Consider the following 14,805-nt stretch of genomic DNA (forward strand, 5'->3'; position numbering starts at 1 on the left):
TAGCAGCAGGGTGGAATATCGCTAATGTGCCCTAATCGCAACACCTTGCGGGCGCTGTTCGGTCAAAACGGTTACAAAACGGCCACTTGGCCAAATAACGTGAAAAAGCGGTACTGTGGCAAAAAAGCTACACCCCCTCCAACACCTCGCGCACCAACTGGATCTCGTCTTCGCGGCTCGCGACCTTACCGTTCAACCGCGCGCTCAAAACCAGGTCCAGCAACTCCCGGTACAGCGGTCCCGGTTCTACGCCGAGTTCCTTTAGATCCTCACCGCCGATCTGGGGATGCATGCCGTCGAGCTTGGTGAAGTAAAGTGAGATGCACCGCTTTACCTCGGCGCTACGGCTTTTGGCCATGTGGTAGAGGAGCACCTCGACTGGAAGCCCCCTGAGCGTGAAGTAGATCTCGCTGTTGTCGACCTTCTCGGAACGCGCCAGCTTTCTTTCCAGGTTTCCGATCAGCTCCTCGCTCTGCCGGCGCATCTCCACCAGCCTCTCCTTGTAATGCTCGGCGACGGCGAGGCGGGTGCAGGTTCCCCAGAACTGTTCTTCGGTGAGCCCCTCGCACAGGGTCAGGAAATAGACCGACCAGCTTTCGTAAGGGCGTTCCAGGTAGAGGAGATCGAACCAGGAGACGACGTAGCGGGTTTCCTCCAGCGCTACCTGCATGGCGGGGGTCAGTTCGACGCCCGGGTGAATGAAACGCAAAAGCCCAAGCGACGCCATGCGCCCGACTCCCTTGAGCGGCTCCTTCTCCCTCAGGATCTGAACCAGCTCAGCGAGGAGCCTCCGCCCTCCGAGCTTTTCCAGGAATTCCATCTTCACCGCGTTCTTGATCAGGTCCTCGGTGTGCTTGGCGATCTTGAAGTTAAGCCTCTGCTCGAAACGGATGGCCCTGAAGACGCGGGTCGGGTCCTCGACAAAGGAGAGGTTGTGCAGCACCCGGATCACCCTCGACTGCAGGTCCCGGTAGGCCCCGAAGTAATCGATGAGCTTGCCGAAGGAGTCGCCGTTCAAGGCAATGGCGAGGGTGTTGACGGTGAAGTCGCGCCGATACAGGTCCATCTTGAGCGAAGAGCGCTCCACGGTAGGGAGCGCGCCGGGGGAGACGTAGTATTCCAGACGGGTGCTGGCGACGTCGATCTTGAAGCCGTCCGGGAAGACGATCACCGCGGTGCCGAACTTCTGGTGGCTTTTCACCCGGCAGCCGAATTGGGAGGCGAAGGTCTCGGCGAAGAGGATGCCGTCGCCGTCCACCGTCACGTCGATGTCCATGTTCTGGATATCTAAAAGCAGGTCGCGGACGAAGCCTCCGACCGCGTAGACGGTGAGGTCGAGCTGGTCCCCGACGCGCCCTAGGTCGTGCAGGATGACGGTGGTGCGCTGCGGGAGGTGCTTGTTCATCAGCGCCTCCACCTCCCGGCTCTTCACCTGGAGTGCGTCGCGCGACAGATCGTAAAGCGCCTCGCCCCCTAAGCTGTAGCGGAGCAGATCGGTGCGAGTGATCACTCCAATCAACCCCAGCTCGGAGACCACCGGGACCAGGCGGGCGTCCCCCCCGACCATGTAACTTTGGATCTCGGTGATGGGGGTATCGGGCGAGGCGACGTGGAACTCGGAGTGCATGTAATCCGACACCGGCACCTGGTTCAGGTTGTGGTAGAGCGCCTTCTCCACAGTCTTCCTGGAGATGATCCCGAGCACCCCCTCTTCTGATATGACCGGCATGGCGCTTACGTTGTAGCGCACCAGGCGCTCCCGCGCCTCCTCGATGCTGCAGTCGGGGGATATGGTCTTTACCGGCGACGACATGATGTCGCGCGCCACCCGCCTTGGGTCCACCCGGCGCCTGAGCACCGCGTCCAGCCGCTCCAGCACCTGGATCAGGGTGAGCCCGCGCACCGTGGCCGAGGCGGCCGTGGCGTGCCCTCCCCCGCCCAGTTCATGCAGGATCTCCCCTACCCGCACCTCCGGCACCCGGCTCCTGGCGATGACGAAGACCCGGTCCTCCATCCCGACCACGAGGAAAAGCGCCTGCAGGTTCTCCATGTCGCGGATCATGTGCGCCAGGGTGGCGATGTCCCCTATGTAGCGGTCGACCGAGGCGTGGGCTATCGAGACGTCGACCCCCTTTAGGGTGGTGGTCTTAAGCGACACCAGCAGGTCGTTTAGAAGCGACACCTGCTCGACGGTCAGCTCCCGCCCGATGGAGTCGGCCACTTCGTTGAGATAAGCGCCCCGCTCCAGGAGCCACGCGGCCACGGTGTAGTCTTCAGCGGTGCTGGAGGGGAACGTCAGGTTGCCGGTGTCCTCGTGGATCCCCAGCATCATCACGGTGGCTTCAAAGGGGGTAACTTGGACGTCGCGCTCGATCAACATGCCGGCCAGGATGGTCGTGGTGGAACCGCAGGGGCGGATGACGCCGCCGGTGGGCTCCATATCGCCGGAACTGGTTGGGTGATGGTCGTAGATGTGGAGTTCGACGCTGCCGCTTTTGGCGAGTTCGCCGAACTTGCCGATGCGGGAGGAGTGCTGGCAATCGACTACGATGAGGCGGGTGATGGCGGAGAAATCAATCTCCTTGATGCGGGCGAATTCGAGGTCCTGGGGATGCCCCTTCTGGAAGAAATCCCGAACCGATTTCTCCTGGGCCCCTGAGAAGACCAGGAGCGCCTCGGGGTAAAGCTTCTTCGCGGCAACCATGGAGCCGATACAGTCGAAGTCGGCGTTTAGATGCGTGGTGATTACATCCATCAAGAGACCGTGATTGCGGCGTACGCCACTACTGCCTTGAGGTCGCCGTTCACCTCGCCGCTGTTGGTGTAGCAGATAAGCCTGCTGGAGGTAGCCCCCAGCGTCTTGGCGGCGACGAGCATCGCGGTCGCGGGAATGACGCCGCACATGGAGATGTCCTTGTCGCGGCAAACCCGCAGGAGCCCTTCAGGGTCCATGTTCGCCAGCCGTTCCAGGGCCAGCTCGTCCTTCGCCTTGGCCTCGGCAGCGGACTGATAGTGGGTCATATCGGAACTGGCCACGATCAGCACCTCCGAGCCGTACTCGGCTATGGCGTGGGCGATACCTGTCCCGACGCGGGAGATGGAGTCGAAGTCGGGGAGGGAAAGGCAAAGTGCTGCGATGGAAACTTGGGGATTTCGGTATTGCAGGAAAGGCACCTGCACCTCCAGCGAATGCTCGAAGCGGTGGGCCGCGCTGTCCTCGCGGACCAGGGGGGCATATTTCATGATGAGCTGGGAAAGGCGGTCGTTGACGGGGACCGGGCCGAGCGGGGTCAGCCACTCCCCGGACGGCGCGAGCGCTGCGGCAGCGCCCATGCCGGTGTGATTGGGGCCGAGCACGATGACAGCATCGGGGACTTCGACAGCAGCGTAGACCTTACCGGCGGCGCCGCCGGAGTAGACGTAGCCTGCATGGGGGGCGACCACCCCGATCGCCTTGGCGGGTTCCTCCCGCGGAATCATCCGGGAAAGCTCCTCGCGGAGCTGCTCCGGGTCGGCGCTGTAGAACTTACCTGCTACTGCGGGCTGACGTATCATGGGGCCTCCTAGGGCGGCGTTCTCATTACCGCGCGCCAGGCGATATTTTAACGCAGCAAAGGCTACCCTTCAACCGAGCCCAACGGGAGGGCGGGCTGGTCGGCGAAGGGATCCGGCGGCACCAGCTCCTGGATCTCCTTGAGCGTCGGGAGCGCGTTTAGGTCCTTCAGGCCGAAGAGCTCCAGGAATTCGCGGCTGGTCCCGTAGATGAGCGGCTTGCCGGGAACGTCCTTTTTCCCCAGTATTCTCAAGAGTTTCTTCTCCAGGAGGCTCTTCATCACCCCGCCGGAATCGACGCCGCGCAGGTACTCGACCTCCGCCCTGGTGATGGGCTGCCGGTAGGCGACGATGGAGAGCGTTTCCAGTGCGGACTGGCTGAACTTGACGCCTTTGGACTTGGTGAGCCTCCGGATGTAATCGGCGTGTTCCGGACGGCTGCGGAGCTGGTAGCCACCGCCCACATAAGAAAGGACGATGCCGCGCTCGGCGCCGGCGTACTCCTCCATCAACTCGTCCAGTGCGGCGCGCAGATCGCTCCGCTCGAATTCCTCGAGGATCAGGGCGAGCCGGTCCAGCGAAAGCGGCTGGTCGTACACGAACAGGAGGCTCTCTACGATCGATTTCAAGGGCTTACCCGACAACTGCATCCTCCGCTGATTCCAAACTGTTCTGGTTTTCCACTTGCGGCTCCCCGCCTTCCTGCTCGAGCCCGCTCTCCTGCTGATCCGCGCTGAGGGTCAGCCAGATGGAACCGAGGCTTTCGACCTGGACAACCCTGATCAGCTTCATCTTGGCCAGTTCCAGAATGGAAAGGAAGGTGACCACCAAAAGGTCGCGCGTCATCCCGGTGGTAAAGAGGGCGTCGAAGCAGACCGTCTTTTCCGCATGCAGAACCGAGAGCACCACGCCGATGCGGTCGGCGATGGAGATGCCGTCAGCCACGACGTCATGGAAGGTATCGACCGAAACCCGCGCCAGCACGCGCTGGAACGCCTCGATCAGCTCGAAGAGCTCGACGTCGGCAGGTTCCTCCTGCGGCTCCATCTCTGCCAGTTCCGGCGAATCGAAGGTTCTGGCGAAGACGTCGCGCCCGAGGAGGTTACGGGCGGAGAGAAGCTGTGAAGCGTCGCGGTAGCGCTGGTACTCGAGGAGCCGGCGGACCAGTTCGGCGCGCGGGTCCTCCACCTCGGCCTCCCCGTCCTCCTCCTGGGTCGCCGGAAGCAGCATGCGCGACTTTATCTGCAGGAGCGTCGCCGCCATGACCAGGAACTCCCCAGCGATATCCAGGTTCAGCTCCTTCATCAGTTCCATGTATTCCAGGTACTGCCTGGTAATGGCGGCGATGGGGATGTTGTAGATGTCCACCTCGTTCTTCTTGATGAGGTGGAGCAAGAGATCGAGCGGACCCTCGAACTCCTCGATCTGAACCCGGTACGACTGCTCCAGAGCGTCAGAAAAAAGGTTGCTTTGCATCGTATCCAGCGACAAGAAATCTCCTAAAGGCCGTTCAACGTCCAATGTTCAACGTTCGAGCAGCGGGAAAACGGTTCAACGTTCTACGTTCTACGTTCGAGCGGCTTTGGTGACAAGTGGTCCTCGCCACCCTGACGGCCTCCGGAACAAGACCAGCGACTTCTGCCTGGGAGCGCAACCAACCGTGCCGTCAAGATGCCGCCCCTTTGAAGCGAGCTGAAAGTCGAACCTTGAACGTTGAACCTTGAACGGCAGTTCGACCGGTGCCGTCAAGATGCCGCCCCCTTGAAGTGAGCAGAAAGTTGAACCTTGAACCTGGAACGTTGAACGGCCGTTTGGCGGTTTAAACCTTGAGCGCCGCGCGTGCTTCTTCCATGGTCTGGCGGGCGACTACCTCGGCCTTACGGCTTCCCTCTGCCAACACCTCGCTCACCAGCCCCGGCTTCTCGGCCAGCTCAGCGCGCTTGGCCCTGAGCGGCGCCAGGGTATCGACCATAGCCTGGGCCAGGATCTTCTTGCAATCCACGCAGCCAAGCTGGGCGCCGCGGCAGCCGACGACGATCTCTTCGCGTTTGGCCTGATCCACGTAAAGCGAGTGCAGCGTGAAAGCGACGCAGCGGTCCGGCTCGCCCGGGTCCTTCTTGAAGGGACGCTGTGTGTCGGTCACGTAAGACATCACCTTCTTCCTGGTCTCCTCGGCGTCGTCGGAGAGGAAGATGGCGTTGCCGTAGGACTTGCTCATCTTCCTGCCGTCGGTGCCGAGCACCTTCGGGGTCTCGGTGAGGAGCGCGGCCGGTTCGGGGAAGACCTCGCCGTAGAGGTAGTTGAAGCGGCGGGCGATCTCCCTGGTGATCTCCAGGTGCGGGATCTGGTCCTGGCCTACCGGGACGCGCGAGGCCTTGTAGACGATGATGTCGGAGGCCATCAGCACCGGGTACCCCAGGAAGCCGAAGGTGGAGAGGTCCTTGGTGGTGAGGTTCTCCTGCATCTCCTTGTAGGTGGGGTTGCGCTCCAGCCAGGAGACCGGAGTGATCATGCCGAGGATCAGGTTCAATTCGGCATGCTGCGGAACCCTGCTCTGCTCGAAGATGACGCTCTGCTCGGGATCGATCCCGAAAGCGAGCCAATCCAGCACCATCTCTTTGATGTTGTCCTTGATACCGTCCGTAGTGGCGTATTCCGTGGTCAGCGAATGCCAGTCGGCAGCGAAGAAGAAGCACTCGAAGTTACGCTGCAACTCAAGCCAGTTGGAGAGCACCCCGTGGTAATGGCCCAGATGCAGTTTACCAGTCGGTCTCATGCCGCTAACGATACGGTTATTGCTCATAGAATGCGGACTCCTTTTGGATTTCTCTATCTACTTGGCCCTGCTATTTCAGCATGAGCCTGGTTACTCCGAAAACGAGGTTGCTGTGTGGCCCCGCCAAAAGGTTCACCCCGAAGCTCAGGGCGGGCGAGATCACGTAGCTGAAAGCATTGGTGAAAAAGACCAGGACGATGATTATGATCATGCCGAACGGCTCCAGCCTTGCCAGCGCCATCGAGGGGCGCAGCGGCAATAGGCCGACCGCCACCCTCCCGCCGTCCAGCGGCGGCACCGGGATCAGGTTGAAGATGCCGAGCAGCAGATTAATGTACACGGAGAAGGCGAGCATCAGGGTGACGGGGTCGACGAAGGCTGCCAGCGGGGAAGCATCCGGCAACCCCTGCGTCGCGCCGATGAGTGCACGCATGGCGAATGCGGAAAACGTCGCAAGCAGGAAGTTGGTGATGGGGCCGGCAGCGGCGACCCAGATCATGTCGGTCTTCGGGTGTCTGAGGTTGTTGAAGTTGACCGGTACCGGTTTCGCCCACCCTATCCCGACGATGAATATCATCAGGGTGCCGAAGAGATCCAGATGTTTTAGAGGATTGAGCGTCAGGCGTCCCAAGTATCTGGCGGTATTATCGCCGCGCCGGTCTGCTATGTAGCCGTGGGACACCTCGTGACAGGTGATGGCCATGAGCGCGGGAACCAGCATGATGGAAAGCTTGAGAAAGAACTGTTCCATGAAATCCTTCAAGTTTGCGTTGGGTACAAGCCCTATGTCTCTAGCAGATCGAGGGAGGAAAGTCAACGCACCTTCGCCGAAGGCTACGGTGCGCAAGCTGTACCTTCGCCAAGGCTTCGGCGCGCAGGCTGCACCTTCGAATAACCTATGGTGCGCAGGGTGGACTCATTCGCCTCCGTCACTGAGAGAGAGCCCGGGCAACCTACTCCTATAAGGTAAGGCGAGGTAACGGCTTTAGACTTCGATGACCGTCTCGCGACGCGCTTCGTTTCCCCAGAGCTGCAGGATAAGGCCGCCGAATAAAAGGACCGCTCCGCCGAAACCTTGCAGCGCGGTGATCCGCTCCCCCAGAAGAAGCGCCGATAAAAGCACGGTGATCAACGGCTCAAGCATGCTGATGATGGAGGCGTTGGTGGCGCCGACGTAGCGTAGCCCGGCAAAGAAACCGACGACCGCAATTAGCGTTGGGAACAGGGCGATCCCCAGGATGGAAAGCCACCCAACGGGCGCGAGGTCCAGGGTGAGGCCGCCGGTAGCGACACCATAGAAGAGAAAGGTAAATCCTGCGGAGGCACAGACCCACAATGAGGTGACCAGCGGGTCGATGTCCTTTAGAATCCGGTTGCCGATGATGATGTAACAACTGTAAATCCCGGCCGCCCCCAAAGTGCAGAGTACTCCCTCCAGCCGCGCGCCATCGAACGAGGCACCCAATAGCAGCACCAGACCGGCACTGCAGACCACCAGCGCCACACCCTTGGCGGCGTTGAAGCGCTCTTCACCCACGATCAGCGCGATGACGGTGACGAGCGCCGGGTAGGTGTAAAGAAGCATCCCGGTCAGGGACGCTGGGAGGTAGTGGATGGCGTTGGCGTAGAGCATGGACATGCCGCCGTAGCCGATCATTCCCATGAGCAGCAGTTGCAGCGAGGATTTGCGCCCGATGACAAGCGGGGTCTTGCGCACCCTGAGATAGATGAACAGAAAAAACGACGCTACCAGGAACCGCCCGGCAAGTACCGTGGTGATGTTGGCGCCGCCGGAAAAGGCGCTCTTGATGAGGATGCCGAGGGTAGCAAAACCTGCTGCGGAGGCGGCGATCAACCAGGCGCCGTAGTGTTTTGGGGACATGGAGCAAATTCCTCTAGTCGAGCTGGATGGTCTGATCGGTAATCTCGGTGAAACTCACGTCGTGGCTGACCAGGAAGAGCTGGTCGTACCAGTGCTCGGTCACCTCCTCCTGTCCCACGTCGATGGCGCGGAAAGCGCGCGCCAGGTTCTCGCGCCGCTCGGCGTCGAGGTTCGAGGTGGGCTCGTCGAAGAAGGCGATGCGCGCGCCGATGGTCTGCAAAAGCGCCAGACGTAGCGCCACCACGGCGCTCATCATCTGACCACCTGAGAGTTGGTCGTCGCTTCGCTCCCGGACCTGGCCCTCCGCCATGTCCTTCAACACGACCTGATAATTCTCGCCCCAGACCAGTTCCTCGTCGGATGCGCAGATGCTGCGGTAGATCCGGTCGGCGCGGAAGCTGATCTCCTCCCGGAAACGCTCGGAGAGCTGCGTTGAGACGTTCTTGAACACCTGGTTCCGCAGGAACTTGACCAGAATCCCCTGTTCCTTCAACGCCTCGATGGCGGAGAGCTTCTTCTCGATCTCCGCTGCAATTTCCCTAAGCGCGGCGGTCTCCCCTTCCAGACGTGAGATGCCTTCGCCTACCGCTCCGATCTCTGAGGTGAGCGTCGCCACTGCCGAGACCAACTCCACCTGCTGCTGTTTCACGGCCTCATGCTGCGCCTGGTCGTACCCCTCCACCGACTGGCGCAGCTCTTCCCTCTTTGCGGCCAGCGATCCTTCTATTTCCTTGAGCTTCGCCTGGTATTTCGCCAGCGTCTCCTGGCGCTTTTCCAGTTCTTGCGCGGCTTTTTCGTTGGCGATGTAGCGGTCGCGGTCTGCCTGGAAACGAACCAGTTCCTCTCCCGCCTCCTTTATCGCTTGGTCAAGGCCAGCATGAATGGCGAGATCCTTCTTCACCGCGCCTATGGCTTCGACCAAGGCCGCCAACCGCTTGCCATGCTCGGCTATCGCCCGCTCGCGGAAGGCCAACTTCTCGGCATAGGCGGCGAGTTCCCGCTCCTTTGCGGCAAGGCTCTCCCCTTTCTCGGCAAGCTGGACCAGTTTCAGCGCGCACTCCTGGACCGGCTCCTGAGCTTTCTTGAGCCTGGCATCCAGACCTTCCTCGATCAAAACAACGACACGCCGCCAAGCGTCGCTCGCTTCGGAGAGTGCAGCCCTTTGCTGCAGCGGCGCCGCGGCCAGCTCTACCTGCAGGCCCGGAAGTTCCGCAGCCAGATCGATTCCCAATTCTGCCGAATCGAGCCAGGTCCGAAGGCTTGGGACCAGCAAGGCGGGCGCGATTTCGGAAAAACCGTTGGTGAAATCCTGCTCCAGCTTCTGGCGCTCGCGACCAGCCTTCTCCAGCTCGCTCGCCACCTGCTCTACTCCCGCCAGTTCTCGCGCCGCAGCCTGCGCAGCGGCAACCTGGGCGGCGAGTTCCACCGCCTGTTGGTCGAGACGCGAGATTTCCGCATCGATCCGTTGGATGCGCGCCTCGAAGACGCCGGAAGCGTCACCCGAGGCGAGGTTCCGGCACGGCTCATGGAAGAACGGGCAATCCCCCGCTCCCAGCTTTTCCTGCCCTTCGACCAGCGAAAGCCTGCGCCCGGCCAGCTCGGAGCGCTCAGCTTGAACCTTTTCCAAAAGGGCCTGCCGAGCGACTAGTTCGGCGGCTTCAGTCTTGAGCGCGGCGCCGGCAGAGATAAGTTTCTTTCTCTCCAGGGACTGCTCGTCTATGGCCGCCATGCGGTCCAAGGCGACGAAGAGATAAGGCAGGGCCTGATCGATGCGATGCACGGGAAGTTCGCGGAATTGCGCGCAACTGCGGTTGACCACCGCCAGCGCCTCTCCGGTAGCCGCTTCCGCGCTCTTCAGTTCGATAAGAGCATCTGCAAGCGCGGCTTTTTCCAGTGCCAGGCGCTCTCGTTCGGTATCCATCGTGGCCCGCGTCTCGGCCAGCTCGCGGTTCTCAATTGCCAGCGTGCTTTGAAGGGCAGCCTGTTCCTTATCCAACTCTCCCAGCTTTCGCTCCAGAGCGAGCTTTTGCTGCTCTTCATCGCGCAAACGCTTGAGCTTCGCCTCGGCTGCGTCGTAGGCATGCTTCCCCTGGGCTGCTTCCGCCACGAGCGCTGCCGCCGTTTTCGATTGCTCGACCAGCAGCAATTGGGTGGAGATGTACTCCTTGCCGGAGACTGATCGATCTTCCAGGGCTTGCACCTCGCGCCCGACCGCATCGATCCGCTCCTTCCGCGCCTCCAGTCCGGCGAAAAGCTGGTTAACCTGTTCCTGCTCGGCAAGCTTTTGCCGCAGTTGCGCCTCTTTCGCCACCCCCTGCTCGCGCAGGTCACGCAGTTCCTGCTCCTTGGCCGGAAGCACAGAAACCTGCTCCATCTTCGCGGCGACCTCAGCCTGGATGGTTTCCGTCTTGGCGATGATGGCGCTCGCGAGAGACTTAGTACCGTCGAAGGTTTTGCGCCAAGTGTCGATGCCGAGGATCTCGTCAAAGGCGTCCTGGCGCTTGGTCGGCTGTTTGATGACGAACGGGCCCAGGAAGTCGTTCTGGAAGGGGCCGATGACCAGCTTGAACTGTTCCGCCAGCGGCCGGCCGGTGGCAAGCCCCAAAAGCGAGGCGATGCGCTGCTCCGTCTCCTGGATGTTCGCGTGTTCCTCTATCTCGAAGCCACAGCCGTTGTCCTTGGCCAGGAGCCATTTGCCGGCGCCCCCCACCGTGCGGGTCACCCGGTACGTCTCACCGGAGGCGGGCTCGAACACCACGCTGATCTCTCCCTTCTTCGCGCCGATGGTGAGGAAGCGGTCGGCCTTGGAGACGAAGTCCTGCGCAGAGACGCCGAAGAGGGCGTAGCCGATGGCCTCGAAGATGGTGCTTTTGCCCGAACCGTTGGCGCCGGAGAGGACGTTGATACCGGGGGAGAAGGCAATCTCTTTGTCGCGGTGCGACTTGATGTTCTTCAGCTGGACCGAGATTATGCGCATCCGGCACCTCCAGACGGAAGCAGGGCCAGCAGTTCCTCACCCTCTACCTCCCCCTTGAGCACCAGGTCGCGAAGAGCCAGGGAAAGACGCACCAGCTCCTCTTCCCTACCCTGATACTGGCTGTTAGCCCCTACCAGTTCAGCCAACACATCCCGCTCGATCTCGGCGAGGCTCTTCTTGACCTTCTCCTCCCCTCCCCCCCCCGAGACCTGGGAGAGGTGGTTCTTTATCTCCAGGTGCAGCGGTTGGCAGACCTCGAAGAGGGCCAGGCGCAGGCGGTCGCGGCTGAGCTCGAAGGGGTGGAAACCGACCTTGCCGCAGAGCCGAACCTCGATCAGCGGCGAGCGCGGGTCTGAACCGCCGGCGAGCTTCTCGGCGACCCCGGCGGCGAACCGCTGCAGCGCCTCGTCGGCGTTGTTGGCACCTTCCAGATTGACCGTGAGAACCAGCATCGGGCGGGGGGAACAGCGCCGGAATTCGTGGCGGACCTCCCCATCGTTTTCCAACGAGACAAGGTAGTACCCCTTGTCGTAGCGCTCCTCGCCGAAGTTGACGCAGTCGGGCGAACCGGGGTTGAAGGCATAGGGACGCCCGTCGGGGGTACTGACGACGTAAGGTTTGTGGCCGTGCCCCAGTGCCACGTAGTCGAAGCACTCCGACAAAGGGAGCGCCTCTTCGGGACGGATGTTCCCGATCTCCACGGGAGAGTAGCTCCAGACGCCGACGTGGAAGAGTAGGATGTTGCGACGGGTGTCGACCGCCTCGCAGATGCGCGCCACGTGGTTGGCCGCCTGGGAGCCGATATACCCGAGGCCGTAGATATTCACCCCGCCTATTTCAATATGCCCCCCCGCTCCCTGCTCCAGATCGAAGGGCTCGAAGAGGTAGTCACCCTCGCCGGTACGCGACGGGCGCAGCAGGCGGATGTACCCGAGTTGGGAAAGCGCCTCCATCCACGAGACGCTGTCGCGGCGATGGATCCAGTCGTGGTTTCCTTCGACGGCTAGACAGGGGATCCCCGCGTCTTTCAACGGCTGCAGGATCTCGATGGTTTTGGCGAAAGTCTTAGGGAGGATTTGTCCGGTATGGAAGAGGTCGCCGCCGATCAGGACGAAGTCGACCTGCTCCTTGACGGCGTCGGCGATGATGTTTGCGAAGGTGGTGAAAAAGTCCTGATAGCGCTCGGCGTCGCCGCCCAGGCAGCGGTAGGTTTTTCCCAGGTGTATGTCTGAGGTGTGGATGAATCTGACGGGCATGACGGCTCCGGGAAAAGGGGACAGGCTACTTTTTGATTTGAAAAAGTAGCCTGTCCCCCTTTTTGAATTGAACAGGTATACCGCCGCTTGCCGCCTCAAGTCAAGGCTACTTTCCTGCCGGTCCCCCTCCTTCGCCGGGAAGCTTTTGGCGCAGTTCGAAGTACCCCTCCCAGGGGTCCCGCTCCAATCCCTCCAGCCGATCAGCCATGTTGCGCAGGTCGAAGAAGGAAGGTCACCGCCTGTCTGTCTCCTCCCCCCGGAGGGGGAGGGGGGACTCTCGGGCTCGTTTCCCTTGACTCCGCCCGTATAGCAGAGGTAGTCAATGCTTCTGCTTCTGCCCGAATATCTCGTCAAAAAAGATCTTCATCGCTTCCCACGACCTGTGGTCGGCCTTCTCGTTGTAAGCGACTCCCTTGCTCGGGTCGTTGCCGGACTTGGGGTTGGTGAAGCTGTGAACGGCACTACCGTAATAGTTCATCTGCCAATCTACTTTCGCCTGGCGCATCTCCTGCTGAAATGCCTCCACTTCGGGCGGTTTGACATAAGGGTCGTCCGCCCCGTGCAGCGCCAATACCTTCCCCTTGATGTTCTTGGCATCCGCGGGAACCGGGGTGCTCAGGCCGCCATGGAAACTGACCGTACCCAAGACTGCAGCACCGCTGCGGGCCAGTTCCAACGCCGCGGTCCCGCCGAAGCAATACCCGATCACCGCCAGTCGCTTGGGATCCACTTGCGGCAATTTGGATAGCGCCTCCAGACCCGCGGCGCTACGCGCCCGGATGAGACTACGGTCGTTGCCGCGATACTTGGCGGCTTCCTTTGCCGCTAGCTCCTGGGTCGCCGGGCGGACTCCCTTGCCATAGATATCGGCCGCGAAGGCGACATACCCCAGCTTCGCCAGCTGGTCGGCGCGCCACTTCTCGTATGCCCCCAACCCGGTCCACTCGTGGATGACCAGAACCCCCGGCCGTTTCCCCTTCACCGAATCGTCATACGCCACATACCCTTCCAGGACGGTATCGCCCTGGCGGTAATCGACCGTCTTGCCGACCACGCCGGCGAACGCGTTCTGGGCCACCATTCCTATCATCAGTGCAAAAAGGTACTGTTTCATGATCAACCTCCTGCTGCTGAAATGCCTGTCATTTTGTGACCGGCGTTGTCCTCTCATTAGCTGCGGAATTTCTATCATTAGTTTATCAGAAATAAAAACACTTGGAATCTAGCAAGTTAAGACACATTGACAGCATAGACACCTTAAGTAACATTAACCAATCGCAAAATCATAACAGGAGCGTGTCATGAGACAACCGAACCCGATTCATTTAGTTTTAGTGGTGGGATTTGTCTTTTCGAGCCTTTGCCTCGCCGGGTGCGCCGGAGGCCGGTTCACTTTCCGTGCGAACAACAGCGCCTCGCTGCAGACGGTGGAGGCGGATCTCGAATACGCCCGTTTGCAGGCAGAGAACACCCGCGAGGCGCTGGATGAACTGGTGTTCGCCAATCCCCCCGACCTGGAGCGCGCCTATCGGGATTTTGCCGACAAGGCGATGAGTATGAACCTGGTTGGAGAGCGGTTGGTGAGACATGCCGACAGCATGGAGTACCAGGGAAGCAGTTACTTGGTAGAGCCGGAAAAATCGGCGACAGAGTGCCAATTCCCGCGACTGTCCAACACGGGGAGGACGAAGCCTTTGGAGTTGGGGCCGGCGTTCGATCCGATTGCAGCCAAAGCTATTTCGGTCCGCCGCGCTTACCGGGCATACGAGTCGGACCTGAGCAACATCAGGTCGATCCTCTCCACCCACCAGACCACGAAAGGGATCGAGGTGGTAGATATTTTCATCAAGAAAGCAGCGGTAGACGAGGAGAGTCTGACCGAGGCGCTGGAGCAAGCGCAAGCTTTGGTGCAGGATGCAGAAAAAGCAGCGGCGACACCTCTGCCGGATGGGGGGGAGACGCGTTAGAATCGCGGTTTTTGGTCGTCGTTGAGGGGAAGCTGGCAGTGCAGGCACCTGCGCAGATAGAGCAAGATCATCCCGTGCACATGGTAGTAGTTGCCGCAGCGCGGGCACCGGGCCACCGCCGAGTATCCCATGGCGGCCAGAAGTAGCAGGAACCAGATGAAGAACACGGGCATAGACCCGCTGAATGAGTGAGTGATTTTCTGCGTGGTCCACATGGTGGGAAGGTAAACGATCATCACGCTCCACACCACCCAACGACGCCGGCGAACCTTCGAAAGCCCGGCACTGATGACCGCCGGGTCGATCTCGGCTTCAACGACGTCAACCGGGGCTTCAGCCATCTCGCTTCCCGACTCCTGCAGTTTCTCTTTTTCCATCGACTGATCGTCCACAAC

General features: G+C 60.9%; 12 protein-coding genes. 1 reads left to right on the forward strand and 11 read right to left on the reverse strand.

From position 1 onward, the window contains the following. Positions 1-127: 127 nt before the first annotated feature. The 10 genes from GBEM_RS11480 to GBEM_RS11525 all read right to left on the reverse strand — a co-directional run bounded on the left by GBEM_RS11480 (position 128) and on the right by GBEM_RS11525 (position 13,557). Complete coding sequence (locus tag GBEM_RS11480; RefSeq protein WP_012530728.1) at positions 128-2,755, reverse strand: A-adding tRNA nucleotidyltransferase; 2,628 nt, start codon at positions 2,753-2,755, stop codon at positions 128-130. Then, positions 2,755-3,555 (reverse strand): AmmeMemoRadiSam system protein B, encoded by an 801-nt coding sequence (gene amrB, locus GBEM_RS11485; protein ID WP_012530729.1) that lies wholly within the window; start codon positions 3,553-3,555, stop codon positions 2,755-2,757. The genes GBEM_RS11480 and amrB overlap by 1 nt, the downstream gene beginning before the upstream one ends. A gap of 62 nt (positions 3,556-3,617) precedes the next feature. Then, positions 3,618-4,196 carry an SMC-Scp complex subunit ScpB gene (scpB, locus tag GBEM_RS11490; RefSeq protein WP_012530730.1) on the reverse strand — a complete coding sequence of 193 codons (579 nt, stop codon included), beginning with the start codon at positions 4,194-4,196 and terminating at the stop codon, positions 3,618-3,620. Next, positions 4,186-5,043 carry a segregation and condensation protein A gene (locus GBEM_RS11495; RefSeq protein ID WP_012530731.1) on the reverse strand — a complete coding sequence of 286 codons (858 nt, stop codon included), beginning with the start codon at positions 5,041-5,043 and terminating at the stop codon, positions 4,186-4,188. The genes scpB and GBEM_RS11495 overlap by 11 nt, the downstream gene beginning before the upstream one ends. A gap of 328 nt (positions 5,044-5,371) precedes the next feature. Then, positions 5,372-6,355, reverse strand: a complete 984-nt coding sequence (gene trpS / locus GBEM_RS11500; protein WP_012530732.1) for a tryptophan--tRNA ligase — start codon at positions 6,353-6,355, stop codon at positions 5,372-5,374. 43 nt (positions 6,356-6,398) lie between these two features. Next, entirely contained in the window at positions 6,399-7,079 is a 681-nt protein-coding gene (locus GBEM_RS11505) for a site-2 protease family protein (RefSeq protein ID WP_012530733.1), read from the reverse strand. 234 nt (positions 7,080-7,313) lie between these two features. Then, positions 7,314-8,210, reverse strand: coding sequence for a DMT family transporter (locus GBEM_RS11510; RefSeq protein ID WP_012530734.1), 897 nt, complete (start codon positions 8,208-8,210; stop codon positions 7,314-7,316). A gap of 13 nt (positions 8,211-8,223) precedes the next feature. After that, entirely contained in the window at positions 8,224-11,187 is a 2,964-nt protein-coding gene (locus tag GBEM_RS11515) for an AAA family ATPase (RefSeq protein ID WP_012530735.1), read from the reverse strand. Next, positions 11,178-12,443 (reverse strand): metallophosphoesterase family protein, encoded by a 1,266-nt coding sequence (locus GBEM_RS11520; protein WP_012530736.1) that lies wholly within the window; start codon positions 12,441-12,443, stop codon positions 11,178-11,180. Before GBEM_RS11520 ends, GBEM_RS11515 begins: the two co-directional genes overlap by 10 nt. A 319-nt stretch (positions 12,444-12,762) precedes the next feature. Beyond that, complete coding sequence (locus tag GBEM_RS11525) at positions 12,763-13,557, reverse strand: dienelactone hydrolase family protein (RefSeq protein ID WP_012530737.1); 795 nt, start codon at positions 13,555-13,557, stop codon at positions 12,763-12,765. A 187-nt stretch (positions 13,558-13,744) separates the two neighbouring features. On the opposite strand from GBEM_RS11525, the gene GBEM_RS11530 reads away from it, so the two are divergent. Then, a complete protein-coding gene (locus tag GBEM_RS11530) occupies positions 13,745-14,410 on the forward strand; it encodes a hypothetical protein (RefSeq protein ID WP_012530738.1) in 666 nt (221 codons plus the stop codon). Here the strand turns inward: GBEM_RS11530 and GBEM_RS11535 are convergent. Further along, complete coding sequence (locus GBEM_RS11535) at positions 14,407-14,802, reverse strand: hypothetical protein (protein WP_226373853.1); 396 nt, start codon at positions 14,800-14,802, stop codon at positions 14,407-14,409. The genes GBEM_RS11530 and GBEM_RS11535 overlap by 4 nt on opposite strands. Between the last annotated feature and the right edge of the window lie 3 nt (positions 14,803-14,805).

This window comes from Citrifermentans bemidjiense Bem (assembly GCF_000020725.1).
GTDB lineage: Bacteria > Desulfobacterota > Desulfuromonadia > Geobacterales > Geobacteraceae > Geomonas > Geomonas bemidjiensis.

What these genes read in the sequence shown, in the direction of transcription:
- GBEM_RS11520 (WP_012530736.1), bottom strand. Translation starts at nt 12,443, where the DNA reads ATGCCCGTCAGATTCATCCACACCTCAGACATACACCTGGGAAAAACC.
- GBEM_RS11530 (WP_012530738.1), top strand. Translation starts at nt 13,745, where the DNA reads ATGAGACAACCGAACCCGATTCATTTAGTTTTAGTGGTGGGATTTGTC.
- trpS (WP_012530732.1), bottom strand. Translation starts at nt 6,355, where the DNA reads ATGAGCAATAACCGTATCGTTAGCGGCATGAGACCGACTGGTAAACTG.
- GBEM_RS11515 (WP_012530735.1), bottom strand. Translation starts at nt 11,187, where the DNA reads ATGCGCATAATCTCGGTCCAGCTGAAGAACATCAAGTCGCACCGCGAC.
- GBEM_RS11505 (WP_012530733.1), bottom strand. Translation starts at nt 7,079, where the DNA reads ATGGAACAGTTCTTTCTCAAGCTTTCCATCATGCTGGTTCCCGCGCTC.
- GBEM_RS11525 (WP_012530737.1), bottom strand. Translation starts at nt 13,557, where the DNA reads ATGAAACAGTACCTTTTTGCACTGATGATAGGAATGGTGGCCCAGAAC.
- amrB (WP_012530729.1), bottom strand. Translation starts at nt 3,555, where the DNA reads ATGATACGTCAGCCCGCAGTAGCAGGTAAGTTCTACAGCGCCGACCCG.
- GBEM_RS11510 (WP_012530734.1), bottom strand. Translation starts at nt 8,210, where the DNA reads ATGTCCCCAAAACACTACGGCGCCTGGTTGATCGCCGCCTCCGCAGCA.
- GBEM_RS11480 (WP_012530728.1), bottom strand. Translation starts at nt 2,755, where the DNA reads ATGGATGTAATCACCACGCATCTAAACGCCGACTTCGACTGTATCGGC.